Origin of the sequence: Frischella japonica, from assembly GCF_014489845.1 — a bacterium.
GTDB classification, from domain to species: Bacteria; Pseudomonadota; Gammaproteobacteria; order Enterobacterales; family Orbaceae; genus Frischella; species Frischella japonica.
This window is the reverse complement of record NZ_JABURY010000019.1, coordinates 144,002-170,739: the sequence shown is the minus strand read 5'-3', so window position 1 is coordinate 170,739 and position 26,738 is coordinate 144,002. Positions and strand designations below refer to the sequence as shown.

Here is a 26,738-nt window from a genome sequence, read left to right as displayed (position 1 = left end):
AAATTTTTAAAAGAAAATAAAGGATTTAAATATAGCGCCTTCATTAACTTAAATTATTTCGCCGTAATAATATTCTGTTATGTGGTGTTTGCATAGGTATTTATTATAATCGGCTATTTATCAATTATTACGGTTAAAATGATATTGTTTGGCACAACAGGCTTACTATTTTTTTCTCCCTAATAAAGCCCAACAAAGTTAATGTCTATTTGGCCAAATTAGAAATATTGAAATTATAAATAATATAAATGTTTAGTCATTAAAATTAAAAAGCTTATAATTCAGTTTTATTTTCTTTAAATTTTAGGTTACAATCCAATTCCTTTTTAAATAAATTAACAAAGTTATTATGAAAAATTATAATGTATACAAACATGCGGATGGAAAAGTTGAAGCAGTAAAACAAGGTTGGTCTTGGCCTGGGTTCCTATTTGGCGCAATTTGGGCGCTAGTTAAGAAATTGTGGTCGGTTGCGGCTATTTTAATTGGTATAGCGGTACTGATAAATATTATTTCTGTCATGATGATGCCAAGCTCTTACGACTATTATGAGCAATCTACATCTGCAGCCGCTTTCGGTTTATTCGGTAATTTGTTACAATTGGGCATCGCGATATTTCTTGGTGTAAAAGGAAATAGTTTAAGAGAAGCCAATTTAACTAAAAGGGGCTATGCATTTGTCGCAAATATAAATGCAAATAATCCTGATGAAGCTATTTCGATAGCGTTAAAACAATAATTATTTATGTTAAATATTTTATTGATTTAAATCATCGCTAAAAGAAATTTTATTTGGAATTTCTCTTTTATTAAATAACATAGCGTCATTTAGATTTTTATCTAATGTAGTAGTGAAAAGACTGCAAAATATGGTCGAATTAAACTTATTTAAGGTGCCATATTTTGTATCTTATCAGTTTTTATCCTATCATCGTTTTCTAAATTATTTTGTTTACATTGCAACTGTAGTAAAACTGGACATTTTAAATGTAGCAAATAACTTATCTCAAGTTATGTTTAAAAAAATTTACAACTTCACTTAGTTATCATCTAATCATAGCAATTTGAAAAATTTTAAATAAAGGGTATAAGGTATTATGCTCATGAATATTTTCAAAATGATTAATGCATTTTACAATGTGAACGTTCATATTATCACCGCTATCTTTTATTATTGATTAAATAATAATTCGTAGTTAATGATATCATTAATTTTATGGTCATATTATTACGAGATCATATCAGCGTTTTTATTTGGCTAAGCTGATAGTCATTGTTCGTTATGATGGTAATTTGAATAAATTATATTTAAGGAATAAAAATGAAACAAATTGGAATTATTGGCGTGGGTCATTTAGGCTCAGCCATATTACAAGGCCTAATATTCAGTCAATATGTTACGCCACAAGATGTGTTTATAAGTGGTGGAACAAGTGGTAAAACGCAACAGATAGCTAAAGACTTAGATTGTCAATTTTGCTTGACGAATCGAGCTGTCGTAGAGCAAACTGATATCATTATTTTGGCAGTGATTCCTCGAATATTACCGAGTGTTCTTGAAGAAATAAAACCTTATCTTAGTGGGAATCAAATGATTATTTCTACCGCTGCATCTTTTACTATGGCACAAATTCAAGAAATTCTCACCTCACATCAGGCTATTATTCGCGCAATTCCGAATATTCCAAGTAGAGTTTGCCAAGGCATGACCGCTATAAGCCCTGCCAAACAGGTTACCAATAAACAGTTAGAAATAGTTAAGCAATTATTTATGGCGATCGGTAAAATTGCTATTGTTGATGAAAGTAAATTAGATATCAGTAGTACCATAGCCGGCTGTTCACCAGCATATGTGGCATTATTTATTGAGGCATTGGCTGATGCGGGAGTATTGGCTGGATTAACTCGCGAAGAAGCCTATTTGATGAGCAAGCAAGCGGTACTTGGTTCTGCAAGTGTATTGCTGGCGCAATCAATGTTACCTGCTGAACTAAAAGATGGTGTATGTTCACCAGGTGGAACGACGATTCGAGGAATAGCTCAGTTAGAAAAATACGGTTTGCGTAATGCTGTCATTGAAGCGGTAAAAGCTTCAGCAAAAATTAAAGCGTAATTATTAGCCATATGATAACCTGCCCGATATTTTATCCGGATCGGACAGGTTTTAGTATCAAGTTTTATTTTGCACAAAATCTTGATCATTAATAACTCGTAAAACTTCCATATCGCTTTCTCCTTTAATGACTAACGAAGAATCAGAACGTAAGCATGCACCACCATAATGTCCGCCCACTGTGAATGTACAGATCTGTAAATATTTGTTGGCTACTTTAGGTAAGCACCAAAGTTGTTGATAAATATTTTCTTGGCGAGCAAAACGTCCGAGCGTTTTATCTAATACTTGTTCTTTACTATTGACCAATTCTATATTACTACCGCAGCGTCCAGCAATGGGTTTTACGGCATAACCTTTTTTGATTAATTGGTCGTTTAGTTCAAATTCTGATTCTAATAAATAACGATGATCAGGGAATAATGCCCATAGTACCGGTGATATTGCTTTATTACTTGGAATGATGGTCCAGAGTGGTTCAAATACTAAAATTTCAGGTCGCAATAGTACATCAATTAAGCGCACTTTATCGTCTGCTTGACCTGTGCGTATCGGCGGAGCTGCTACTTGTGATTCACTTTCTTGTCGTAATTGTTCCAGAACGGTTTCCCACGCCCAAGTTTTCCAAACACATTTTACTTTGCGATTTTCATTATCAACCACTCTGCCACGACTATCCCAATGTAAATCATCTAATCCATGTAGAATTTTGCTTTCAAAACCAGCTTGAGTTAATGCTTTTTGCATAAATAGGGCATGATAATTTTCCTCACTATCATTGTCTTGCATGATATGAACAAACTGTTTAGCATCACTATGTTTCCAACAATCAGCTAAGCTATCTAATAAGGCAGATCCAGGATTAGAACCAATGGATAAACCACTTTGCTCGACCCATTTTTGGGTTATTAATCCACATTCTGTATGGCAAGAGGCTGAATCAGCATTATATTCATAACTTTTTAAGCCACGTTCATCCATACAAAAATCAATACGCCCACTAATCATTTGATAACGCCGTTTTTGCCATGATAATCGTAAGCGGGGCCATAAAATTTCAGGAATATCGAAATTTTTTAACAAATTATCATCTTTTAATACCTTATCGGTCGCATGTAGATACATTAAATGTAATTCATTGGTTGCACGAATCAACTCCTGTTCGGCACAGGCAGACATTGTAAAATATTGGTAAGGATCATCATGGTTAATTTTGTGACCATTGGCTAAAACATAAGCTTGCTCAATAGCATCATTTTCATTTAACCATTTGCCATTAAACTGACCATGGTTGTCTAAATGTTCGCAATGAATTGAACGATAGGGGAGAGGAGTGCTCGGCTGGGGCAAACTATATGTGGTATCATCGGTTTGAATCATCCAACCAAGAATAATAGTGTCTTGAAAATCATCATGTAAAACATAATGCCCGTCATTTATATGTAGACGGAGTTCTCTTGTCCATTGTTGACCGACTGGTAATCGATGATGAATAACATTTTGTTCGACAATTCGTATTTTATCTGCAAAAACTTCAGTAATAATGGCTACATGACCTGTGTGTTTAAAAATTCCACTTTCTTGCCAAATGAGTAATGCTCCTGCAACAGGGGCTTTTTGACTACCATTGGCAAATGCTTGTAATGGCAGTAATGCTTCATCAACAACTCGACGTAAAATTCTTAATGAAAATATCTCATAGGCCATACCAACATCAGTAAATACCATGCCGTAATTGATATATAAAAAACGGCGAGCAAACTCGACACATTGCCACTTATATCCCATATATTCATGACCAATGTAACTACGATAGGAAATATCATCAGGATAGTCATTTTTATTAATCGTCGTATAATCAGAAGAATAAATTGCTACTCCACCAGGAGCAAAGCCAAGTAAAGTGCCAAAGGGTTCGGTTTCATTGACAAAACTGACAGACATGGTTAAACCTTAATACATTATTGCTTTTAGAATAACTTATATCATATGCCAATTTACAGGCAATCTCTAGCGGAATTGACTAAAATTGATGTTTGGTAATCCAGAAATCAGTCAAGACAGCATCGCCCGAATTGCCACATTTATTTTTTAGTTTATTTTGGTTGTAATCAAAAGTAGCATTTGTTTTATCAAACAAACACCACATATCTTTAATGTAGAAGATCATTGTGAAATAAATATAACAGTAAACTTAAAGCGATAAGCCACATTATTATTGCAATAACGATTTCGATTACGCGCCATACTTTTGGTTTGGTAAAATAAACGGATAATTTTTGTGCGCCGTAACCTAATGAATAAAACCAAGTGGCGGAAGCAAGTACTGTACCCATAATAAAAGCTATCTTTTCCATGGTTGTTATCAGTGTCATAGATATACCACCAATGATGACTACCGTATCTAAATAAACATGAGGGTTTAGCAAGGTGATGGCTAATGTTGCAGAGATACTTGATAACACACTAATTTTTTTTGTGTTATTATTTTCAATATTAAAACTTGAGTTGCCTCTCAACGCAGAACGAAACGATAAAAAACCATACCAAAATAAAAAGAGTGAGCCTGCTAACGTAAGAATAATGAGTAAGATTTGATTTGAACTAATCATCTCACCGACGCCAAATACACCCATTGTCATTAATAAAAAGTCACACAAAAAACAGACACTACAAATCCAAAAGATATTGTTTTTTAATAATCCTTGTTTTAATACAAATGCATTTTGCGCACCGATAGCACATATTAATGACAAGCTGACTGTAAAACCTTTTAGTATTGTTAATAGCATAGTTTTCCTAAAGCAAAATAAGTGGCACTTGCAATAATTGATGATAAAGAATTGGGCTACTCGATAATCTTCAAAATATTGATGCCACGTGGTGAGAGCCGGTAACTATAGCATAAAAAAAACATAATTTCTTTAGATTAACTGCATTAAAAAAATCGTTAAAGTATATGCTAATTAACCTAACAAAAAATAAACAGCATACAAAATACGATTGTTAATACGGCAATCTATTTTTCACCATTGTTGTGGGATCTACTTTCACCAACCGAGAAAAAATTAATCAATACCAGAATTGAAGAATGTTAGCTTTTGTTTTATTGAATAGAACCCTTAATAAGATGGCTACGTTATTTTTTTTTCAGTTAGTTTACTTAGTTGCCTCAATAATTTAAGGGTAATATCTAAATAAAAAAGCCCGGTATTTTGAGCTTTTTGTTAAGATGGAAGTCAAACCGATAAATATGTGAAGTTATATAACTTTTGTTCCGAATTGGCTATTATGCTTATGCAGTGTGTATATAACATAATAATCAGATTTGCCTTAACTCGAAATTCCACAACAATGTGGTAATTTTACCCGTTACTGCTAATTATTTGAGCAAATAAACAACATATTACGATCAATAAAATTTAATTTATTCATTTGTTGTTTAATTATAATAATACCTCACTAGAGTTACGAATTACCAATTCGCCTTCTACATAAATTGTTCGAATAGGTAATGTGGTATCATTCACCCGTTGTATTAATGTTTCAACGGCAGTACGCGCAATGCTAACCAACGGTTGTTTATAAGTAGAAAGTGGCAGTGCCAAATGACTGGCATATTCGGCATCATCGAAACTGATGGTAAATATTCGCCGCTGAGGATAATGACGTTGATTTAATGAAAGCAGCTGCATGGCGGTAAAATCGTTACCACATACTACATGCTTCACGTCTAACTTAACGAGTGTCTTAATGATGTTTTCGTCAATTTGTGATGCTTGGATAATCCAATTATTATCATATTCAATATTAGCATCCATTAACGCTTGTTTATACCCGATGATTCTTAATGCAATGGTATGAGCAGAGTCACTTTTTAAGATAAAAGCGATTCGTTTATGGCCTTGCTTAATAAAATGCCGTGTAACAATATAACCTGCCGCAATATTATCTATACTGACTAAATCTGCTTGTCCGCGCGCAGGAAAGACACAATAATCTCGTTCAAGTAAAATACACGGTACTTGGTATTTTGTTAAACATGTAATAATGCCTTCATTGATACGTTTAGCATATGGATGAAACTCTAAAGGTGAAAAAAATATACCATTAAGATTATTCTTTTTATAATTAATGATGACATTTTCAATATTGCTTAAAATGGTCTGAACATCATAACTACCCGTTAACATCCCTGCCCATAATAATGAAAATTGGTATTGGTTCGATAAACTGGCTATTTCTGAATATAAACTATCTAAAATAATCCGACTTTCATCCTGATCAAGTCTCGGTGCTAAAATACCAAATATATATTTACTGCTAATTTTATCAAACTGTTTTACATAATATTTTGCTCCTTGACTACCATCAATATAGCCTTCTTGTTTTAAGCGTGAATACACTTTAGCTATTGTTGGTCTGGAGACATTAAACATGGTACTCAATTCGGAAGTTGATGGTAAAGGGCCATCAAGCCCGAATACACCGTTTTGAATGTGGGTTAAAATTTCCTGATATATTTGCTCACTTTTTTTTGCCATGCTGATATTTCATCCTCAAAATTATGGCTTAACAATTTATTATTATGCATTATGCCATACCGATAAACTTGTTAAATTTAATTTTTACAAGTTAATCTTAAATAGTGACATCATTATCATAACTAGTAAAAAAAATGGATTGTTATTGTAATATAAAATGAGTCTCTTAGACTAGCATGTACTAGGTATAATATTATTCAATATAATTTAGATCTAGTAATCATAAGATTTATGTCTTATTCATTCTGCAAGTAGGTGAGGTAAAATAAATGAAAAAACTGATAACGTTATTCATGACAATAATAATGATTTTTTTTACAACTGACTCAATATACGCCAAGGAAAATGACCATAAACCGATAAAATTTGCTTTTATAACATCAACCTTAAACAACTCTTTTTTTACCGCTATTTCTGATACGTTTGCTGATATTGCTAAAAAAAATGGTGATCAATATATTCTGATCGATCCACAATATGATCAAGCCAAACAAATTTCAATGATGGAAGACGTGATTAATCAAAAAGTCGATATCATTTATTTAATTGCTGTTGATTCAGAAGGAATTCGCCAAGGATTGCTCGCTGCACAAAAGAAAAATATTCCTGTTGTTGTAATTGATAATCCAATTAGTGATGACGATCTGGTTGTAAGTACGATTGCTTCTGATAACTTTTTAGCTGGCAAAATTAATGGGGAACGGATGGTTAAAGATTTTCCTGATGGAGCTAAAATCGCAGTGATTGATTGTCCATTTAATCGGGCTAGCGTACTAAGAGCAGACGGATTTTTTGCTGGTTTAGGCGAGAGCCGTAGCAAATTTAATGTCGTTTCTCAACAAAATGGTAAATGTGCTTTGGAAGTCACCATGCCAATTGCTGAAGATATTATTCAAGCTAATCCTAATGTCCAAGCTTTTTTTGCTGTTAATGACCCATCAGCTTTAGGGGTCGTGGTGGCATTAAAGGCATCAAATAAATTAAAAAATATTAAAATTTATACTGTTGATGGTTCACCTGATGGTAAAAAAGCGTTTAAAGACGGGCAAATAACACTAACTGTTGCGCAAGCTCCCATTCAATTAGCGAAAGAAAGCTATAAAGTTGGCGAAAAGATTCTTGCTGGTGAAAAGGTTGATAAAGAAATCCTTGTGCCAACCTTTCCAATTACTGAAGAATTGATTCAAAAATATGGTGTTAAAGCCTGGCAATAACGACTAGTTCGGTTAACTAATATACAAAATAAAGATAACAATAGCGTGTATTAGTTAATCGATTAAAATCCAGAAGGTAATACTATGGAACCAATTGCATTACAACTCAATCAGATTGAAAAAAAATTTGCTGGCGTCCATGCTCTAAAAAATATGCATTTTACATTGCAGCAAGGCGAAGTTCATGGGTTATTAGGTGAAAATGGCGCGGGTAAATCAACCTTGATAAAAATTATTGGTGGTATATATAAACCCGATCATGGTGAAATAAGAATTAATGGTAAAAATGTCACCATTAATAACATCAAAGAAGCACAAGCTTATGGGATTAATGTTATCCACCAAGAAATCGTATTAGTACCACATATCAGCATTTACGAAAACATATTTTTAGGCCGAGAACCTATTAACAAATGGGGTTTGAAAGATCATAAAAAAATGATTAGTAAAGCACAGATTATGATGGCAAGTATGGACCTATCAATCGATGTTCTTACACCCGTTTATAAGCTAACAATTGCACAACAACAGCTAGTCGAAATTGTTAAAGCTATTTCTTTTAATGTCAGAATTTTAATTATGGATGAACCAACATCCTCTTTAACGGAAAAAGAAGTTGAACAATTGTTTGTCATGATTAAAAAATTAAAAGAACATAACGTTAGTATTATTTATATATCTCACCGTATGGATGAACTTTTTGCTATTACCGATCAAATTAGTGTTATTCGCGATGGTGAATATGTTGATACGGTTAAAACTTCTCAAACCCATATTGATGAGCTAGTCAAGATGATGGTGGGGCGAAGTTTAAATAATTATTATCAACGTAATTATCAACAATCCAATGATGTGATTTTAAGCGTAGAAAACCTGACTCGAAATGGTGTATTTAGTAACATAAATTTTCAATTAAAAAAAGGTGAAATTCTCGGTTTTTCCGGTTTGATGGGCGCAGGAAGAAGCGAAATTATGCGGGCGATTTTTGGCGTCGACAAATATGACAGCGGTACAATTTATTTTGAAAATAAACCTATCTTGATACGCTGCCCACAAGATGCTATCGATTTAGGTATTGCTTTGGTGCCAGAAGACCGTAAAAAAGAGGGATTAGTACTTAATAATAGTATTGGTTTTAATCTGTCATTAACTGTTCTCAAGCAATTTATTCATGGATGTTTTGTTAATCACAAGCAACGTGAAAAAATTATTCAAAATTATATTACAAAACTCAATATAAAAACACCGAGCGCGAATAAAATCGTTGGTGAACTGAGTGGCGGTAATCAACAGAAAGTTGTTATTGCTAAATGGTTAGCAACATCGCCGAAACTGATTATTTTAGACGAACCAACAAGGGGCATTGATATCGGTGCCAAAGCTGAAATATACAAAATTATTGATGAATTATGTGCTAATGGTATTGCCATCATTATGATTTCATCGGAATTACCCGAAATTATTAACATGTGTGACAGAGTTTGTGTTGTCGCTAATGGCGAAATACAAGGTGAACTATCTCAGACTGAACTCTCACAAGAAAAAATTATGAAATTAGCGACAGGGAGAGCTTAAAATGTTCAGTAAACCTAATAACAGTTTAAATAGCAATCATACTAGCCAGTATGCAAATACACATAATTTAATTATAAAAAACTTTCTTGATTTCTTTATTAACAACATTGGTATTTTAATCGCATTAATTTTAATTTGTATTATTCTGGCATTTTCAACACCGGTATTTCTTACCCAAGATAATATGTTGTCGGTATTAAGACAAGTCTCTACTAATATGTGTTTAGCGCTAGGTATGACATTAATTATTATGTTGGGTGGTATCGATTTGTCTGTAGGCTCAATTGTGGCTATGGCGGGAACGCTGACCGTTGGATTCATCTCTATTGGTGAAATGGGCATCGTACCCGCTATTTTATTGGGACTGCTTATTGGTACGTTATGTGGTGCGGCAAATGGTGCTGCAATAGCCTACACTGGGATACCACCATTTATTGTTACTTTAGCGATGATGATGATTGCGCGTGGTATTGGCTTTATTTACAGTGGTGGTCAATCAATTCGTATTTTTGATGATAACTTTACCACAATTGGCACCGGTTACTTAGGCGTAATTCCTTACCCTGTTATCTATATGTTTGTATTTATCGTCGTTATGTTAATTATTGTCAATAGAACGCGTTTAGGAACATATATTTACGCTTTAGGTGGTAATCGTGAAGCGGCAAGATTATCGGGCATTCCGATTAAACGCGTGGAAATTATTGTTTATACCATTGCTGGTTTTCTGGCTGCTTTTGCCGGCATTGTCCTTGCTGCACGAATGTATTCAGGGCAGCCTTCTGTTGCGCAGGGTTATGAAATGGATGCTATTGCGGCATGTGTGTTAGGTGGCATTTCCATGTCGGGAGGCATTGGTCGTATAAGTGGTACTATTTTAGGCGTTTTTGTTATCGGTATTATTAATAATGGTCTAAATTTACTTGGCGTAAATTCATTCTGGCAACTGGTTGCGAAAGGGGTAATCATTTTCTTAGCGGTTTATGTTGATATCTTGAAAAGAAAACGAAGTAAATCTGCCTAAAAAGAAAGCTATCAAGCAACAAAACAGATTTTACAATTAAATATAGGACAAATTATAATGAAAAAATGTACCTTAATGCTCAATAATCCTGATGGACTAACCAGAAACAATGAGCCGGTGTTGACCCGATTATGTTTTCCTGATGAAGGGATAAATCCTGCTGATTTGAGATTAGTTAATGAACAAGGTGAAACGGTTCCCCATCAATTATTTGATCTCATTTATTGTAATGAGCAGCGTATTTCAGCTTGTTCTATCGCTTTTATCGTTAACAATATGACGAAATTAGTCGAAAACTATACCTTGGTATGTCAACCTAATAACCCAGTAGCAAACATCAAGGGCATTGAGCAATTAAAACCTACTTTATCAGACGGGGTAAAACGGCTGGATACCGGTCATTATATTTTAGAACTCTGTCGTGGTACTGGTGATGGAACTTCATACGGTAAGTGGGGTATAAGATATTTTGCCGCAAAAGCGGAGGGACGTAATTTAATTAAAGATTGTTCTAATGCTATTGGTGGGTTTTACGGTCCATTCTTTACGCCAGCAAACGGATTAATCAATCCACCCGAACATTGTATTGTTGATTGTATCACTGAGGTTGAGGGACCGATTTATTGTCGTTATCGTTTTAATGGTGAGGTTCCTAATGGCCTTGATCCTGCGTTACACAATAAAAAATTTTCCATTGTTTGGGAATTCTTTTATCAATCACCTTGGTTTAGACGTCGTTATGACGTTGATGATTTTACTACCTTTGTCGATGGTATGCCTGTTATCAACAAAATAACCGTTGGTGATGAATATGAAAGTGGTCAGAACGATGTTGTATTCTCGCGTTTTGCTAGTTATGGCGGAACCTATTATCGTGAAGGTGATTTATATGCCAAAATTTTAGCAGCCGAAGTAAATCGTATTTTATCACAACCCACGCAGACACTTTCTGAGAATGCCAGACAATATCGTGATTCTATTGGTGATAATATTAATGCGGTATCTTGGGATTTCTTTTGGCGATTATTTTGTGTTAAAGAAGGCATATTGACAGATGAAGAAATTAGAGACCATGTAAAAGATATTTTACGTGAAGCGCATCACGTGGTACATAAAAGCCCGCGTCATCGAGATGTTTTGTTTGCTAAGGAAGTTGATGTAAATAGTGTACCAGAACAAACTATTTTTCCGTTAGCTGCCAATAAAACAGCTGAAATCAATCCACAATCGGGGTATGCTATGGTCTGGTACACCAGTAATATTGTTGGTCGCTATCAAATTGTGCAACGTAAAGATTCCGGTTGGGTAAATTGGGGAACGAATGGTGAAAATGAATACCCAGAACTGCCTACTGGTTCAACAATTTATACTGCTTACGGACAATTTGAAGATTGGCAACAACAAGCCGACAGTATGGAAAAAAATATCGATATCAAACAAGGAATAATCGAATATGACTAACCTAAAGATGATCGCAGTAGGTGAGTTTCTATGGGACTATTTACCTAACGGCAAAAAAATTGGCGGCGCTGCCGCTAACTTTTGTTATCATGCTAAATCAGCCGGCGCTCAAGCTATATTGGTATCAGCCGTTGGCGATGATGATAATGGCAAAGAATTATTGAATCAGTTGGCTATGTTAGCTATTCCGCATAGCGTACAAATTTCAGCCAATTATGCAACGGGTAAAGTGATGGTGGAACTCGATGCAGACGGCAAGCCGACCTACAACATTCTTAATCCCGTCGCCTGGGATGATATCCAACTAACAACATCGTTAGAACATTTACTTCAAGATGATATCGTGGCTATTTATTTTGGTAGTCTTATTCAACGCAATAGTAATAATCATCAATTATTAAAAAGAATTGTGGCTGAATTGCCGGAAAAGGTAAAAATTATTGTTGATATTAATCTTCGCCAGAACCATTATACCAATGATATTTTGCGTTTTTCAATTGAGCAAAGCCACATTTTAAAACTGAATGATGAAGAGCTTCCGGTTATAGCCCAATTACTCAATATTAAAAATGATCCTAAGGTATTGTTTGATTATCTTAATCAACATTATCAATTAGAGTTATTAATTTATACCTGTGGGAGTGAAGGGAGTTACCTAATTAATCAAACTGAGCAAGATTACTGCCCAGCGGAAAAGATTACCCCAATTGATACGGTTGGTGCTGGCGATTCATTTATGGCAACTGCAAGTACCTTGTATTTAAAGGGGAGCTCATTAAAAGAGATTAATATTAAGGCAAACCATGTTGCAGCGTATGTTTGCACACAAAGTGGTCCAATGCCTAAAATGCCAGATGAATTGATAAAAAAATTTATAGCTAAATAATGGCATTATTAGTGTGATTCATTATTGAAAAAGGTATCGTTTATTCTTGTAAGTTTTTAGCCAATTTGCTGATAGATTTGCATGTCACCTTTCAAATCGACTTAGGCTAATGGAAAAGCAAACATTATGCTTAAGTTGGTTTTCAAATTTCAGTTAGTGATTAAATAATTGCTAATATTATTATATTTTTTTTATTTCGATGTCATAGCAAAATGCAAGTTGATTTAGTCTGTTAAATCATTTTCATTACGATAAACTGCCTAGTTTTTCCACAATATACTGTGATATTTTATTGTTTAATAGTTATATCTTTGCTAGTTGCACAGTTTCTTGTGAAATATGAAGACATTTCAACAACTTTTAAGAGATCTTTAGCAAAAGCTTTATTAAACAATATATTTCGATTTTTATTAAATATTAGTAAATTTATCAAGGTTTTTTTGATAAGGAATAATATAATAAGGCAAAAGATATTCAGTAATAATTATATTGTTTTTATTCTGGTTTGGTGAAAGTTAATCTGTAATCATCTATAAACTGTTCTATCATTTGTTAAATACAAAGTTATCTATTCTAAAATTGCAATTAATAATAAGTGTAATAAAGGTTTAGGTATTGGGAAATTTTAATAAGCTGCGATTTGTTATCAAAATTGGTATGTTTTGTTAATTACAGAAAGTGGGGATTATTTTCAGAAACAATTGGGTACTTTTGTGTTTGACTCTATTAGACCAAAATGGTTGATTAATCGTTAATCTATGATTTTACGGATTTAGCGTATGATAGTTTTAATAAAGAAAATATCCTATCAAGTCATATTTTTTTATTTTTTGCTTAAAAAGAAATAGGTATTGACCCGTTTCGTACAACCGATAATCGCCTTAATTGCGGTTTATTAATCATCTTTTTAATGTTGTTATTCTTGGCAGAAAACAGCAAATTTTTTTAAGTACGATTTTTTTTGTGTGGTAAATAAAAAAAGTAGTTATACTTTTTAACCATCATGCATTTAATTCAAGAATTATAAGATATATATTATATTCTAAGTGAATATGTTTGATAATTGATACTCAATATTGAAAATGTCTATTCAGTTAAATAATAATAAACTGAGATGCGTTTGAGTGGTGGTATATTACGTTTTTGAGAAATCATTAACTGTTTTGTCTTTAGTTGGGTGTAGGCTATGATTCGAGGAATTCAAACTGACGACAGCGGACGCTGTATACATTACCATAATGAAAATGATATTGTGGCGCTTCAATGTGGTCAATGTAAGCAATATTTTGCGTGTTATCAATGTCATGACGAAATTTGCGATCATCCGTTTGTCGCGATACAAATTCATCATACCAAACCTGTAATGTGCGGGAAGTGTAAGGCATGTCTAACATATGAACAATATCAACACTATAAATGTCCATTTTGCTTGGCTGAATTTAATCCCCGATGTGCCCTTCATCAAGATATATATTTTAAAAAGTAAATATCATTTTATGGCTAATGAACATAATTTAGTTTATGTTGTGTAAGGTGTTTCTGTGAGGATCAAATGAAGCATTTGCTCCTAAAGTAAATAGAAACCAGTTAAAAGATTGCATCAAAATGATTGCACCTGTCAAAATAGCCTGAATTTCAAATCAGGCTAAGTATGATAGTAAAGTGAGAAATTACAAAGTGAGCTTTTAAATTTTTTAAATCTAATCGTTAATATCAACAGTAATTAAATGAATTTGAAATATTTGTTGCTATCATTATTGCAATAAGTTTATTTTTTTTCCAAAATCTCAAACCAATAATCATAGGGATTTTTTTCGTCAGCTAGATGATACTCTTTAAATATTGATTGCCATTGTTCACAATGATAATTAGGAAAGTGAGTATCGCCGGCAACGTCGGTATTAATGTGGGTAAGATAAAGCCGATTCACTTGTGGTAATACTTGTTGATAGATATTACCTCCACCAATAATGAATACTTCTGGACTCGTTTTAACAATAGCCAATGCTGCTGGTAATGATGTTGTCCATGTAATATTTGGATTATTGCTGGTTTGAGGCGTTCGGCTAATAATAATATTATGTCGATTCGGTAGTGGTCTTCCTATCGATTCAAAGGTTTTTCGTCCCATAATAACCGGTTTATGTAAGGTATTTTTTTTAAACCATGCTAAATCAGCAGGCAAATGCCATGGCATTTGATTATTTAACCCAATTACTTGATTGTTGGCCATCGCGACAATAATACTTAAGATCATAATTAGCTCTTTAAAATATTTTTCCTAGTTTAAACTATAAGATATAACCTAATTCAGCAATTTTTTGCTGGACATGTTCAGGATAGTGAGTCTGTTGCCACAAACGCTCACTTAAATTGGAAAGCGGTTCAGCCTGACCAGAGACAATCCAATTAGCTAATTGTGGGGCAACATCAGGATAAATAACAGGATCTGGTGATGATTGTGTCAACCAATATTCAAGAACAGTTTGATCAAGTGAATTCATCACTGTCGCTAAATCTAATTGCTGCAAACAATGCCCATTGTATATTTGTTCAAATTGACCGGAAACGGGTTTAGTGAGAATTTTTTTTCCAAGCACTAATGCTTCAGAGATCAACCCAAAGCCAGTATTACTAATAATACCGGAACATGAAGCTATCGCTTGAGTGAAGCTATCGCGACATAATGGGTGTAGGCTAATATTATGCTCGACTGAAGCATGTTCTATATTGGGGTGAAAACATTCAAATTGATATTGTTGGCTAAAAGGTGCTATCAAATTAAAAATATTATTCAATGATTCGAATGGTAAATAGACAATTATTTTTTCATTCTCCGGTTGACTTACCATTGGGTCAATTATTGGTGGGATTAAAGTATGACCGAAATGGAACCAATGTAAACCCACTGGATCAGTTACTGGCGCATAATATTTCATAATGGCATTAGCAATTAAACCATATTCTTTCGGTTTTAAATATTGGCAAATAACCTGATTACTGATCCCTAAGCATTTTCGTTCTTGATGATAAGCCGCCCAAGCACTAACCGGTTCAAAGTCACTGATAATGGTATCATATTGGTCAAGATTTAATTCTCGAACATCCTTTATTAAACGAAATGCACGAATGCGACTAATTGTTTTACGAATATTAATTTTACCATTTTGGGTAACAAAGCTCATACCTTCATAAGTTTTATAATCACCAAAATCATTCATATCGAAATAGTCTTGAACGTTGCGACCACTAAAAATATAATCAACATTAGCTCCAGCAGCTTTTAAAGCTTTAGCTAAAGTGCGGCAACGACTAATGTGTCCATTGCCGGTACCCTGAACACCAAAAAGGATCTTCATTATATTTTCCTTATCATATTTGCCAATTGTGATTGCTGTTAACGTATCATAGCAGAATCTAAGCAATTTGATATCAATCTAATTGATAAAAAATAATAAAGATTATTTATTGTTGTAATCGTATAAATCTTATTTTTGCTATTTTATTATAAACCATGATCGACTGCATAAGATCATTATGTTTTCTGCAAATAAAAAACTGATCAAAACTGCAAAAAAACAGGTTTAAGTATATACTAACCAGTATTTTTAACGATGAGTTGTATCGAATTATGTTGTTTTTTCCTGTTAATGCTTGGATAGTTTTTCCTTTAGTAATTATTACCACGATGTTAGCTTCGTTTGTTACTGCTAAAAAATATAAATATATTATCGTATTAATGCTAACTATTTTTATTGTAATGGAAGTGATATCCATCTATTTTAGTGGCGGATTTATTGATTATCAGTTTTTTGTTAACTTAAATATTAATGATATTTGGGAAGGATTGTTAATTTTTAAATTACAAGCTTTATTAACGGTATTACTATTTTTGGTTTTTATTTTTTTATTAACCAAACTTGCCGCTATTTGTCGTAGAAAAATTAATGTCCAAATGCGCCTAATGGTATTCGTAATAATGACATTATCGCTTAATTATAGCCATGGCCCGTTTGATAAACTACTTGAATTGTCTCGTATAACTGGTGCATCTAAGATAGATTTTCAAGAGGCTCTAACTCAGCTTAATATGCGTGATTATCCACTAAAAAATCAGGTTTATGCCACACAAGGTAAAAATATTATCGTTATATCTTTAGAGTCATTTGAAAAAGGGTTTTTAGATTTTGATCAATTAACTCCTAATCTGAATCAATTACGCCAAAAATATAGTTTTTATGGCGATATCCCAATGGGGAAAGGCAGTTCATGGACCACGGCTTCCATGTATACTTATATGACGGGAATGCCTTTTTTAGTAGGAGGGATAAACACTAAACCATTTGCTAATTATTCACAAACCCAATTAGTTAGTTTAGCTGATGTGCTGCATAAAGCAAATTATCAGACGCGATATGTGATTGGCGATCCAACCTTTTCAGGTATTGGCCATATCATTTCCATGCTAGGAATCGATATTGTCAGTGAATCAAATTATCCTGGTCAATATCCACAGGCGCCCTTTGGTTTGTATGATAAAGATACGTTTGATATTGCTAAACGTCAAGTGACAGAGTTATCTAAAGAAAATCAACCATTTGCATTATTTATCTCGACTATATCAACTCATGCTCCAAGTGGTTTTTATGATCAACGAATGGAAAAAGTGATTGATAAGCAAGATGATAATATGGCGTTTGCCGCAGCTTCACTTGATTATAATATTGGGCAATTTATTGCTTATCTTGAACAGCAAGGTATATTGGAAAACACTGTTTTTTATATTTTTCCAGACCATTTAATGATGGGAGCGGGTACACCTACCATTGCTAAATTATCGACTAAGCCACGTTCTCTTTATGTTATCACTAATGCTAATAAGGAAGATCTCGGGCCATATGCCTCTTTACCAGATAATATTTATCAATTAGATATGCCACGAATTATTCTCGATGGTGCAAAAATTAAATCTAATGCTCGATTCTGGACCGATTATCTTAATGATCAAAAAGTGACACATCGGGCAGAATATGTTGAACGTGTATTAACCGATATAGCAACATTGAACTGTTCAGCCGCCATACCTTAACATTGCTGTATTTATGACTAGCATGAATTATGAGTAATAATCGTCAGTCATTAATATATCGGTTGATTATCGATAAATGGCAAATATAGTTGGCAATTAACTTTTAGAGTATAAAAAATATGGAATATGAGTCATTTATCATTGTTGCGACTATTAGCTTGCTAGGTATGATTTCACCAGGGCCAGATTTTTTCTTGGTTGTGAGAAACAGTCTTAATTATCCGCATAAATATGCGTTAATGACTTGCTGGGGTGTTATTATGGGAATTTTTACCCATATGAGCTACTGTGTTGCTGGCATTGCCGTATTGATTCAAACAACACCATGGCTGTTTAATACTTTGCGTTATGTTGGTGCTGCTTACCTGGGGTGGATTGGTATAAAGGCGCTATTGGCTAAAACAAATGGTGTGAGTTATGTAGATCGTTCTTACAATATCTGTAAAATCAATTACTTTAAAGCTTTTATGCAAGGATATTTATGTAATTTACTTAATCCTAAAGCTACGCTATTTTTTTTAGCGATATTCACACAAGTTTTGGCATTGGATTCTTCTTTATTAGAAAAATTATGTGTAGCATTGATTATCTGGATTGAAGCTGTGCTATGGTGGCCTTTAGTTACTATTGTTTTTCAATCTGAAATAGTGCGACGAGGGTATTTTAAAATACAGTTTATTATTGATAAATTATTAGCGGTCATTTTACTTGGGTTAAGTCTTAAAGTTGCACTGGATTTTTAATATTATTAATGTATTAGAAAAGACCTATTTAAAATTTAATTGCAAGCTGTTCAACATTGCTATGGGTATTCTAACTGAAATATATTAATATATTGAAAAAGTTAATATGAGTAAAGTGCTAATAATTCATCAATCTTTTTTCGCCCTTGTCCATCACAACTAATAGAACGGCGAGTTTCAACTAAATGTAGCTGAGCATCTTTATACCATTTTCGAGTATGAATAGTATCATGATTGGAAATTAGCACTGGAATTTCTTGCTTTGATAATTTTAGTGCAATATGTGCTAAATGTTTCTGATCATGTATTGTAAAGTTGATCGAATAATAAGTCGTGAAATTAGCACTTTGCGATAAAGGCATATAAGGTGGGTCACAATAAACAACGGATCCTTTTTGTGCTTTATTCATGACTTGATGATATGGGGCACAAATAAACTCAGCACGCTGTGCTTTTTCCGAAAAAGCAAATAATTCTTTTTCTGGGAAATAAACATTATGATATTGTCCAAATGGAACATTGAATTCACCGCTACTGTTATAGCGACATAATCCATTATAGCAATGTCGATTTAGATATAAAAATAGTAATGCTCTTTGATAAGGATTTTTACTATGATTAAAGTGATCACGTAATTCATAAAAAGCTTCGGCTTGATTATTTTGTTCGGTAAATAATAGCTTGGCATCTTCAATAAATTTTTGCGGTTTATTTTTGATGAAATTGAATAATGAAATGAGATCCTTATTAATATCAGCTAAGATATACCGCTTATAATTTGTATTCAAAAAAACTGAACCAGCTCCTACGAACGGTTCAATCAATAAATCACCATCTGGTAAGTGTTTTACTATTTTATCAACAAGCGAATATTTTCCACCTGCCCACTTAAGAAAAGCACGTTGCTTTTTCAAACGCGACTCCCGTTAACTCTCTGAGAATACTGATCGATCATTGCAAAACTTGCTTTTCTTTATTTACAACTGTACCGGATTTAACCCAAGGAGAATTGCGTTGTAAGTCTGCTGATAAATATTGTATAACTGTTTTTGCATCTTTAATGTTAGCAAATTCACCTTTAATAAGCACAAACCAAGGTTTATTTTCTCTGCGTGTCTCGTAGATTTGGTAATTAGCCAATTTATTTGATTTGACAAAAGCCATCATACTTTCAAGTGAAGATGTTGCAATAAGTTGAATGGTATAATGATTATTTTGAATCGTTTTACCTAATGGTAATTCGTTATGTTCGAAATCAACATCGGTGTTTTCGCCATTGAATTCTATCAACGAACCATTTGCATTATAGTATTGCGACATATGTTCAGTTATGTCATCAGGTATCTGAATTCGTTCTGTGCCATAACTGAGATCGACATCTGTAAAAGTTGAGTTAGACGATATATGACTCGGCGGATTTAGCGTTTGATAACCGCGGTTATTACTAACTTGCCCACCGCCAGCATTTAAAGAATTATTTCTAATCTCATCTTGCGGCGAACGACCTGTAGCCATTAAAAAAATTATCAATAATAAAGCAACAATAATTATAGCCATAATGATTATTATCAACTTTTTATTCATAAAAAAAGATTGAGTTAGAATTGATGTGCTCTGTGGTTGCTCAGAGAAATAGCGATCTTCTTTATTTGTACGAATTGGTTTATTCACAACGCCTCCTATGACTCACAATGCATAAATTTTGAAAACATTATAATTACTCAGCAGTGTAATTATATCTGTTCTATTTGCTCAATAATATAACTAGCTACACCTTTAGCACTCTGTTCGTCTGTTTTAATTGTAATATCGGCTATTTCTTCATATAACGGTACACGCTCTTCTTCAAGCTCTTCATAACGTTCACGAAGATTATTATTACCTTGCAATAATGGTCGTCGTTTATCTTTTTGCGTACGTGCCATCTGTTTTTCAATTGTTGTTTGTAAATATACCACAATTCCTCTTGCAGATAGGCGATTACGTGTATCTTTAGATAAAATAGAACCACCACCAGTGGCTAATACAACGCCTTGTTTTTCAGTAAGCTCGTTAATCACTTTCTCTTCTCTAGTACGGAAACCTTCTTCTCCTTCTAAATCAAAGATCCAAGCGATATCCGCGCCAGTTCGTTTTTCAATCTCTTGATCTGAATCAAAAAAATCCATGCCTAGTTGTTGTGCGATCTGCCTACCAATAGTACTTTTACCTGCCCCCATTGGGCCAATTAAAAAGATATTTCGCTTCTCTGCCATTATAAATTCATCATCTATATTTAGTTAAACATGCTGACAATTTGTTTTAAATATCTTTATCAGATAAAAAAACAAACTGCAATACTTTTAGTCTCCGTTCTAAAGACAAAATTTAGGGCGATAATTATCGCAGGAGATAGAGCTATTTTGCAATAAAAAAATGCTGATTATTTATTTCCAAGCATAAATAATATTAACTTTCTTTAATTGCATAGAGTTTTCAGCCTTATGAAATACCAGCCTGATGCAAATCATGGATATTGATTGCTCCTACCAAACAATCATTTTGATCAACCACTGGGGCTGCAGTGATATTATAATCGTTAAATGATTTAAGTGCTTCAATGGCCTTCCAATTCTCAGGAAGACGATACCCTGGTGTTGTCATAACTTGTATAATTGGATCATTTAATGTACCGTCTTTCAATAATAAACGACGTAAATCCCCATCGGTGAATACACCTTTAATGTGTCGATCGGTATTACAAATAATGACTAATCCTAATCCCGTACGACTTAATTCTAACATTGCATCAAATACAGTAGCATTTTCAGGTATTTTAGGAATAAGTTCACCAGTACGCATAATATCTTTTACACGATTAAGTAATTTTGCCCCTAAACTTCCAGCAGGATGAGAACGGGCGAAATCTTCTTCATTAAAGTTTTTCGCTCTCATTACTGTTATAGCCAATGCATCGCCCATTAGTAGCGTATTAGTTGAACTAGACGTTGGGGCTAATCCCATAGGACAGGCTTCTCTTTCAATACTGACATCTAAGACGGCTTTTGCTGCTCTGGCTAATGGCGATGTTTTTTTGCCAGTGATTGCAATAATTGGTATACCTTTATCTTTCAGTATTGGCAATATGTAATTAAATTCATTTGCCTGACCAGAATATGAGATCAGTATGATAATATCTGTTTCGCTAACCATACCTAAATCACCATGTAATGCTTCCGTTAAATGCATAAAGAATGAAGGTGTACCAGTACTGGCTAAGGATGCAGCAATTTTTTTGCCAATATGTCCCGATTTGCCAATACCTGAAACTATCACTTTTCCTTTTGTCGTTAACATTAATTCACAGGCTTGAATAAAGTTATGATCAAGACGAGCAGGTAATTTTTTCGCTTCACTAAGTTCTAACTCTATTACTTCACGTCCGTATTCTAATAATTTTGTGCGTAATGGTGAATTCATATAATTGATCGTACTTAATCTAAAATTTTAATTAGTGTACCAACAATCATTCAAAAGTAAATAAACGTTTAATTGACGTCATACATTTGTTAAATAAAACCGTAACAATAAATTAAAATAATAAAAATTTTTTGCTCATTTTATTATCATTTTGATATTTGATTGTTTATAAAATAGCATGCATAATAACTACTTATTTATTTGACTCGGGGTGTCATAACAATGATGAATTGTTTTATGGCTGAGAGCTTACCCGTTGAACCTGATCTGGGATCATGCCAGCGTAGGGAAGTCGGAATGCTATCTTGCGATAGTCACCTTCTCTACGATATTAATGAGGAGAGAGGATGACCACTATTATTTCATTTCAAGCCGATCAAGCTATTCCTTTTATAAAACAAGTCCGTCTGCAAAATCCATTAGTCCACTGTATTACGAATGATGTAGTACAAAATTTTACTGCTAATATTCTATTGGCAATTGGTGCTTCACCGGCAATGGTGGTAGCGGAAGAAGAAGTGGAATCATTTGTAAAAATTGCCAATAGTTTATTAATTAATATTGGTACCATCGAACAATCATCGGCAAGGAGTATGCAACTTGCTGCACATACAGCAATGATGACTAAAACACCATGGGTACTCGATCCTGTTGCGGTAGGAGAAGTACTCACATTTCGAACCAATATTGCAAAGGCGTTATTATCTTGTTATCCAACCGTGATTCGTGGAAATGCGGCGGAGATATTGACGCTGGTTGGGCAAAAGTCCCAAGCTAAAGGCGTTGATAGTCAAGATTCTACCGAAATAGCGTTAGAAGCGGCAAAAGAATTGGCCAGTCAGGTGCAAACCATTGTAGCAGTGACCGGTAAAGTGGATTATGTGACGAATGGTCAACAAGTTTATGCCATTTCAGGTGGCGATATCGCCCTTACACGTGTTACCGGTACCGGATGTTCATTATCGGCTATGGTTGCCGCATTTGTTGCTGCTACACCGGATGATCGGTTAACCGCTACCGCTTCAGCTTGCTTTATGATGAAAAGAGCTGCTGACATGGCCATTCATCAACAAGGACTTGGCACATTTGCCATATCATTATGGGATCAGCTTTCGCTGATGGAAACAATATCATGAGTAGCAGAGATAATATGCGTCAAAAAAAGCTCGATTTATCCCTTTACCTCGTTTTAGATCCTGATTTATGTGGTGGAATTGACGGTATGGTTAATACTACTCGAATTGCTGTCGCAAATGGTGTTACCGCCGTACAACTAAGAGCTGAACATGAATTTACCCGTCGTGATTGGTATCTCGCTGCATTAGCATTAAAACAGGTATTAAAGGATACCACGGTGCCATTACTCATTAATGATCAAGTTGATATTGCCTTAGCTGTTGAAGCTGATGGTGTGCATGTTGGTCAGAAAGATCTTCCAGTTGATGTTGTACGCAAATTAATTGGTGCCGATAAATTATTGGGATTATCAATATCAAATTTACAACAAATCAATCAAGTTAATTGGCAAAAGGTAGATTATTTAGGTATTGGACCCGTTTTCCCAACCATGACGAAACAAGATGCTGCACCACCATTAGGTATAACAACTTTAGCAGAACTTAATCAATGTAAACAATGTCCTGCGGTAGCAATAGGGGGAATTAATTTACAAAACGCCGCCGAAGTTATGCAAAGTGGGAGTGACGGAATCGCCGTGATTTCAGCTATTTGTGGGCAGCCAAATATACCGTATGCCACAAGGCAACTTTACCATGTTATTGAACAAGCTAAACAAGGAATAAAAAAATGACAATAGCATTAACAATAGCAGGTTCAGATCCCAGTGGTGGTGCTGGGATTCAAGCTGATTTAAAAACGTTTTCCGCGTTAGGTGCTTATGGAATGGCAGTTATTACAGCACTTACTGCGCAAAGTACCCAAGGCGTATCAGATGTTTTTCCTGTCCCCGCTGATTTTGTTAAACAGCAGTTTGATGTGTTAATTAACGATAGTAACATTGATTGTTTAAAAATCGGCATGTTAATGAATGAAGCGATTGTTAACGCTGTCGCTGAACTATTAAGTCAAAATCCGCTACCATATGTGGTATTAGATACGGTAATGGTAGCAAAAGGTGGACATGCATTATTAAAACAAACTGCCATAGATGTTATTCGTCAGAAACTTTTACCTCTGGCAACGATAATTACACCAAATTTACCGGAAGCCGCAGCTCTGCTTAATTGTCCAGAAGCAACTAATGAGTCGCAAATGCAACAGCAAGGGCAAGCATTATTACAGTTAGGTTGTAAGGCTGTCTTGATGAAAGGCGGACATTTACCGGGTGATGAATGCCCCGATTTTCTAATCACATCGAAAGAGATAATACGTTATGCGACAAGAAGAGTTAATACTAATAATACTCATGGTACTGGTTGTACTTTATCCGCAGCGATTGCCGCATTATTACCAGTACTAACTTTAGGCGAAGCAATTAAACAAGCAAAGGATTATTTAAGTGGTGCAATAGCTAATGCAGATAGACTCCATGTTGGCAAAGGGATTGGACCAACTCATCATTTTTATCGTTGGTGGTGAAGTTATATCATGTCGCTGGCATAATCAAGTTGAAGATCCAACGGATATGTAATTATCTGTTGGTCATCATGCATTAAAGACAATAGATTAAAGTTTCTTTATATGTGAAATATATACTTGATTATTTTACCTTTTACTAGGATCGCATTGCTGTTTGATTGCGCGTATTAACTGACGATTTTCATAAGGAATTGCCACATTAAAATAGTTAACCTTGGCAGTACCTACACCATGTTCTGCAAATTAGGTTATGCCTGATTATCGTATATTAGGAAAAAGTATAGCCCCATAATGTAACGTACTAACGTTAAAGTTAATTAATCTATTTTATATATCTTTATTTTTTATCTTCAGATTTATTGAATTTTGCTCATTATGTTAATGATAGGTAAAACACAATTATTATGATGGTCAGGCAAATTAAATACAGTACGTGCCGATTAGTACTAATCACGTTATAATTATGGATAGATATTATTATGTGGATCAATTATGAAATTTACAGATCTTAGAGATTTTATTACTCAATTAGAAGCACAGGGTGAACTAAAGCGGATAAGTTATCCGGTTAATCCTCATCTAGAGATGACCGAGATTGCTGATAGAGTGTTACGTCAAGGTGGGCCGGCATTGCTATTTGAAAATCCGATTGGCTATGATATTCCGGTACTTTGTAACCTATTTGGCACCCCTAAACGGGTTGCAATGGCGATGGGGCAGGAAGAAATATCGGCATTACGCGAAGTTGGACATTTATTAGCATTTTTACGGGAGCCCGAGCCACCAAAAGGGGTCAGAAGTTTTTTGACTGAACTGCCAAAATACAAACAAGTTTTGAATATGCCAGTAAAACGACGCTCATCGGCTGCTTGTCAAGAGCACGTGGTAAAAGATCAAGATGTTGATTTAACTAAAATTCCAATTATGCAGTGTTGGCCAGAAGATGTGGCGCCCTTGATTACTTGGGGATTAACAATTACGAAAGGTCCCAATAAAGAACGTCATAATTTGGGTGTGTATCGTCTACAGCGATTAGCAAAAAATAAATTGATTATGCGTTGGTTAGCGCATCGTGGGGGGGCATTAGATTTTCAAGAATGGCAAAAAGCTCATCCAGGTGAAAATTTTCCGGTAGTGGTGGCATTAGGTGCTGATCCGGCTACTATTCTAGCTGCTGTTACACCGGTACCTGATACATTGTCGGAATACGCTTTTGCTGGATTATTACGTGGACACCGTAGTGACGTAGTTAGGGCCTTGTCCTGTGATTTAGATGTTCCGGCTAGTGCAGAAATTGTATTAGAAGGTTATATTGCTCCAGATGAAACGGCTTTAGAAGGTCCTTATGGTGATCATACTGGCTACTATAATGAAGTAGAACGTTTTCCCGTTTTTACTATAACTCATATTACTCGTCGTAATGATGCGATTTATCATTCAACATACACTGGACGCCCACCAGATGAACCAGCAGTAATGGGATTGGCCTTAAATGAAGTGTTTATTCCTATTTTACAAAAACAATTTCCGGAAATCGTTGATTTTTATTTACCACCTGAAGGATGCTCATACCGTATTGCAGTTGTGACGATAAAAAAACAATACGCAGGACATGCCAAACGTATCATGATGGGCATATGGTCCTATTTACGGCAATTTATGTATACCAAATTTGTAATTATCTGTGACGATGATATTAATGCTCGTGATTGGAAAGATGTTATGTGGGCAATTTCAACCCGCATGGATCCCAAGCGTGACATCACCTTTATTGAAAATACACCGATTGATTATCTTGATTTTGCATCGCCAGTTTCTGGTCTTGGTTCTAAAATTGGTTTAGATGCGACAAATAAATGGCAAGGTGAAACAACGCGCGAATGGGGTAAAATTATTACAAAAGATGCCAAGATTGTTGCGCATATTGATAATATTTGGGATGAATTAGGGATTTAATCTTTTTCATTTTTTAAGTAATTTCCTCTCACCATTTTTAAAAAGGATTGGTTAACTAGCAATCCTTTTTTATAAA

The 26,738-nt window shown here is 34.4% G+C and carries 23 protein-coding genes, 1 pseudogene and 1 riboswitch; of the genes and pseudogenes, 14 read left to right on the top strand and 10 right to left on the bottom strand.

Translation table 11 applies throughout. From position 1 onward, the window contains the following. Positions 1–349: 349 nt before the first annotated feature. Positions 350–739 carry a DUF2628 domain-containing protein gene (locus FcAc13_RS10035; protein WP_187756083.1) on the top strand — a complete coding sequence of 130 codons (390 nt, stop codon included), beginning with the start codon at positions 350–352 and terminating at the stop codon, positions 737–739. Between the two features lie 582 nt (positions 740–1,321). After that, the gene (gene proC / locus FcAc13_RS10030; RefSeq protein WP_187756082.1) at positions 1,322–2,113 is read left to right on the top strand and encodes a pyrroline-5-carboxylate reductase; all 792 of its coding nucleotides are present in this window, start codon (positions 1,322–1,324) and stop codon (positions 2,111–2,113) included. A 57-nt stretch (positions 2,114–2,170) separates the two neighbouring features. Here the strand turns inward: proC and gss are convergent, their stop codons facing one another. The 3 genes from gss to FcAc13_RS10015 form a co-directional block, all read right to left on the bottom strand. Then, the gene (gene gss, locus FcAc13_RS10025; RefSeq protein ID WP_187756081.1) at positions 2,171–4,057 is read right to left on the bottom strand and encodes a bifunctional glutathionylspermidine amidase/synthase; all 1,887 of its coding nucleotides are present in this window, start codon (positions 4,055–4,057) and stop codon (positions 2,171–2,173) included. Between the two features lie 209 nt (positions 4,058–4,266). Further along, entirely contained in the window at positions 4,267–4,905 is a 639-nt protein-coding gene (locus FcAc13_RS10020; RefSeq protein WP_187756080.1) for a LysE/ArgO family amino acid transporter, read from the bottom strand. Positions 4,906–5,559: 654 nt separating this feature from the next. Continuing rightward, positions 5,560–6,657 carry a GntR family transcriptional regulator gene (locus FcAc13_RS10015; protein WP_187756079.1) on the bottom strand — a complete coding sequence of 366 codons (1,098 nt, stop codon included), beginning with the start codon at positions 6,655–6,657 and terminating at the stop codon, positions 5,560–5,562. Between the two features lie 269 nt (positions 6,658–6,926). Here FcAc13_RS10015 and FcAc13_RS10010 point away from each other — a divergent pair, with 269 nt between their 5' ends. The 6 genes from FcAc13_RS10010 to FcAc13_RS12450 all read left to right on the top strand — a co-directional run bounded on the left by FcAc13_RS10010 (position 6,927) and on the right by FcAc13_RS12450 (position 14,303). Then, the gene (locus FcAc13_RS10010; protein ID WP_187756078.1) at positions 6,927–7,871 is read left to right on the top strand and encodes a sugar ABC transporter substrate-binding protein; all 945 of its coding nucleotides are present in this window, start codon (positions 6,927–6,929) and stop codon (positions 7,869–7,871) included. Positions 7,872–7,955: 84 nt separating this feature from the next. Beyond that, positions 7,956–9,446, top strand: coding sequence for a sugar ABC transporter ATP-binding protein (locus FcAc13_RS10005; protein WP_187756077.1), 1,491 nt, complete (start codon positions 7,956–7,958; stop codon positions 9,444–9,446). A gap of 73 nt (positions 9,447–9,519) precedes the next feature. Beyond that, positions 9,520–10,470, top strand: a complete 951-nt coding sequence (locus tag FcAc13_RS10000) for an ABC transporter permease (RefSeq protein ID WP_425499470.1) — start codon at positions 9,520–9,522, stop codon at positions 10,468–10,470. A 57-nt stretch (positions 10,471–10,527) separates the two neighbouring features. Further along, on the top strand, positions 10,528–11,931 hold the full coding sequence (locus tag FcAc13_RS09995; protein WP_187756075.1) for a hypothetical protein: 1,404 nt from the start codon (positions 10,528–10,530) through the stop codon (positions 11,929–11,931). Beyond that, entirely contained in the window at positions 11,924–12,817 is an 894-nt protein-coding gene (locus FcAc13_RS09990) for a PfkB family carbohydrate kinase (protein WP_187756074.1), read from the top strand. The genes FcAc13_RS09995 and FcAc13_RS09990 overlap by 8 nt, the downstream gene beginning before the upstream one ends. Before the next feature lie 1,186 nt (positions 12,818–14,003). After that, on the top strand, positions 14,004–14,303 hold the full coding sequence (locus FcAc13_RS12450) for a CHY zinc finger protein (protein WP_220680049.1): 300 nt from the start codon (positions 14,004–14,006) through the stop codon (positions 14,301–14,303). Between the two features lie 282 nt (positions 14,304–14,585). Here FcAc13_RS12450 and folA read toward each other — a convergent pair whose 3' ends face one another. Beyond that, the gene (gene folA, locus FcAc13_RS09980) at positions 14,586–15,074 is read right to left on the bottom strand and encodes a type 3 dihydrofolate reductase (RefSeq protein ID WP_187756073.1); all 489 of its coding nucleotides are present in this window, start codon (positions 15,072–15,074) and stop codon (positions 14,586–14,588) included. A gap of 34 nt (positions 15,075–15,108) precedes the next feature. Next, entirely contained in the window at positions 15,109–16,176 is a 1,068-nt protein-coding gene (locus FcAc13_RS09975; protein ID WP_187756072.1) for an MJ1255/VC2487 family glycosyltransferase, read from the bottom strand. 272 nt (positions 16,177–16,448) lie between these two features. Between FcAc13_RS09975 and FcAc13_RS09970 the strand changes: the two genes are divergently transcribed. Further along, on the top strand, positions 16,449–17,906 hold the full coding sequence (locus FcAc13_RS09970) for an LTA synthase family protein (RefSeq protein ID WP_187756071.1): 1,458 nt from the start codon (positions 16,449–16,451) through the stop codon (positions 17,904–17,906). Between the two features lie 119 nt (positions 17,907–18,025). Then, complete coding sequence (locus FcAc13_RS09965) at positions 18,026–18,649, top strand: LysE family translocator (RefSeq protein ID WP_187756070.1); 624 nt, start codon at positions 18,026–18,028, stop codon at positions 18,647–18,649. 101 nt (positions 18,650–18,750) lie between these two features. Here FcAc13_RS09965 and dam read toward each other — a convergent pair whose 3' ends face one another. From dam to gutQ, 4 genes are all read right to left on the bottom strand, one after another. After that, complete coding sequence (dam, locus tag FcAc13_RS09960; protein ID WP_187756069.1) at positions 18,751–19,563, bottom strand: adenine-specific DNA-methyltransferase; 813 nt, start codon at positions 19,561–19,563, stop codon at positions 18,751–18,753. A 37-nt stretch (positions 19,564–19,600) separates the two neighbouring features. Then, positions 19,601–20,320: an SPOR domain-containing protein gene (locus tag FcAc13_RS12445; protein WP_187756068.1), complete on the bottom strand. Its 720-nt coding sequence runs from the start codon at positions 20,318–20,320 to the stop codon at positions 19,601–19,603. 62 nt (positions 20,321–20,382) lie between these two features. Further along, positions 20,383–20,904 carry a shikimate kinase AroK gene (gene aroK / locus FcAc13_RS09950; RefSeq protein WP_187756067.1) on the bottom strand — a complete coding sequence of 174 codons (522 nt, stop codon included), beginning with the start codon at positions 20,902–20,904 and terminating at the stop codon, positions 20,383–20,385. A 226-nt stretch (positions 20,905–21,130) separates the two neighbouring features. Continuing rightward, positions 21,131–22,108 carry an arabinose-5-phosphate isomerase GutQ gene (gene gutQ, locus FcAc13_RS09945; protein ID WP_187756066.1) on the bottom strand — a complete coding sequence of 326 codons (978 nt, stop codon included), beginning with the start codon at positions 22,106–22,108 and terminating at the stop codon, positions 21,131–21,133. A 197-nt stretch (positions 22,109–22,305) separates the two neighbouring features. Next, positions 22,306–22,415: riboswitch (TPP riboswitch) on the top strand. Between the two features lie 40 nt (positions 22,416–22,455). Here gutQ and thiM point away from each other — a divergent pair. Genes thiM through thiD form a run of 3 tightly spaced genes read left to right on the top strand, consistent with a single transcriptional unit; the run spans position 22,456 to position 24,706 of the window. Next, positions 22,456–23,244 (top strand): hydroxyethylthiazole kinase, encoded by a 789-nt coding sequence (gene thiM / locus FcAc13_RS09940; RefSeq protein WP_187756065.1) that lies wholly within the window; start codon positions 22,456–22,458, stop codon positions 23,242–23,244. Continuing rightward, complete coding sequence (gene thiE, locus FcAc13_RS09935; protein ID WP_223064585.1) at positions 23,241–23,918, top strand: thiamine phosphate synthase; 678 nt, start codon at positions 23,241–23,243, stop codon at positions 23,916–23,918. The genes thiM and thiE overlap by 4 nt, the downstream gene beginning before the upstream one ends. Further along, complete coding sequence (gene thiD, locus FcAc13_RS09930; RefSeq protein WP_187756064.1) at positions 23,915–24,706, top strand: bifunctional hydroxymethylpyrimidine kinase/phosphomethylpyrimidine kinase; 792 nt, start codon at positions 23,915–23,917, stop codon at positions 24,704–24,706. Before thiE ends, thiD begins: the two co-directional genes overlap by 4 nt. A 126-nt stretch (positions 24,707–24,832) precedes the next feature. Here thiD and FcAc13_RS12535 read toward each other — a convergent pair. Then, a pseudogene (locus tag FcAc13_RS12535) lies at positions 24,833–24,934 on the bottom strand (hypothetical protein); the annotation flags it as partial. Between the two features lie 264 nt (positions 24,935–25,198). Here FcAc13_RS12535 and ubiD point away from each other — a divergent pair. After that, positions 25,199–26,662, top strand: coding sequence for a 4-hydroxy-3-polyprenylbenzoate decarboxylase (gene ubiD, locus FcAc13_RS09925; RefSeq protein WP_187756063.1), 1,464 nt, complete (start codon positions 25,199–25,201; stop codon positions 26,660–26,662). Positions 26,663–26,738 lie beyond the last annotated feature (76 nt).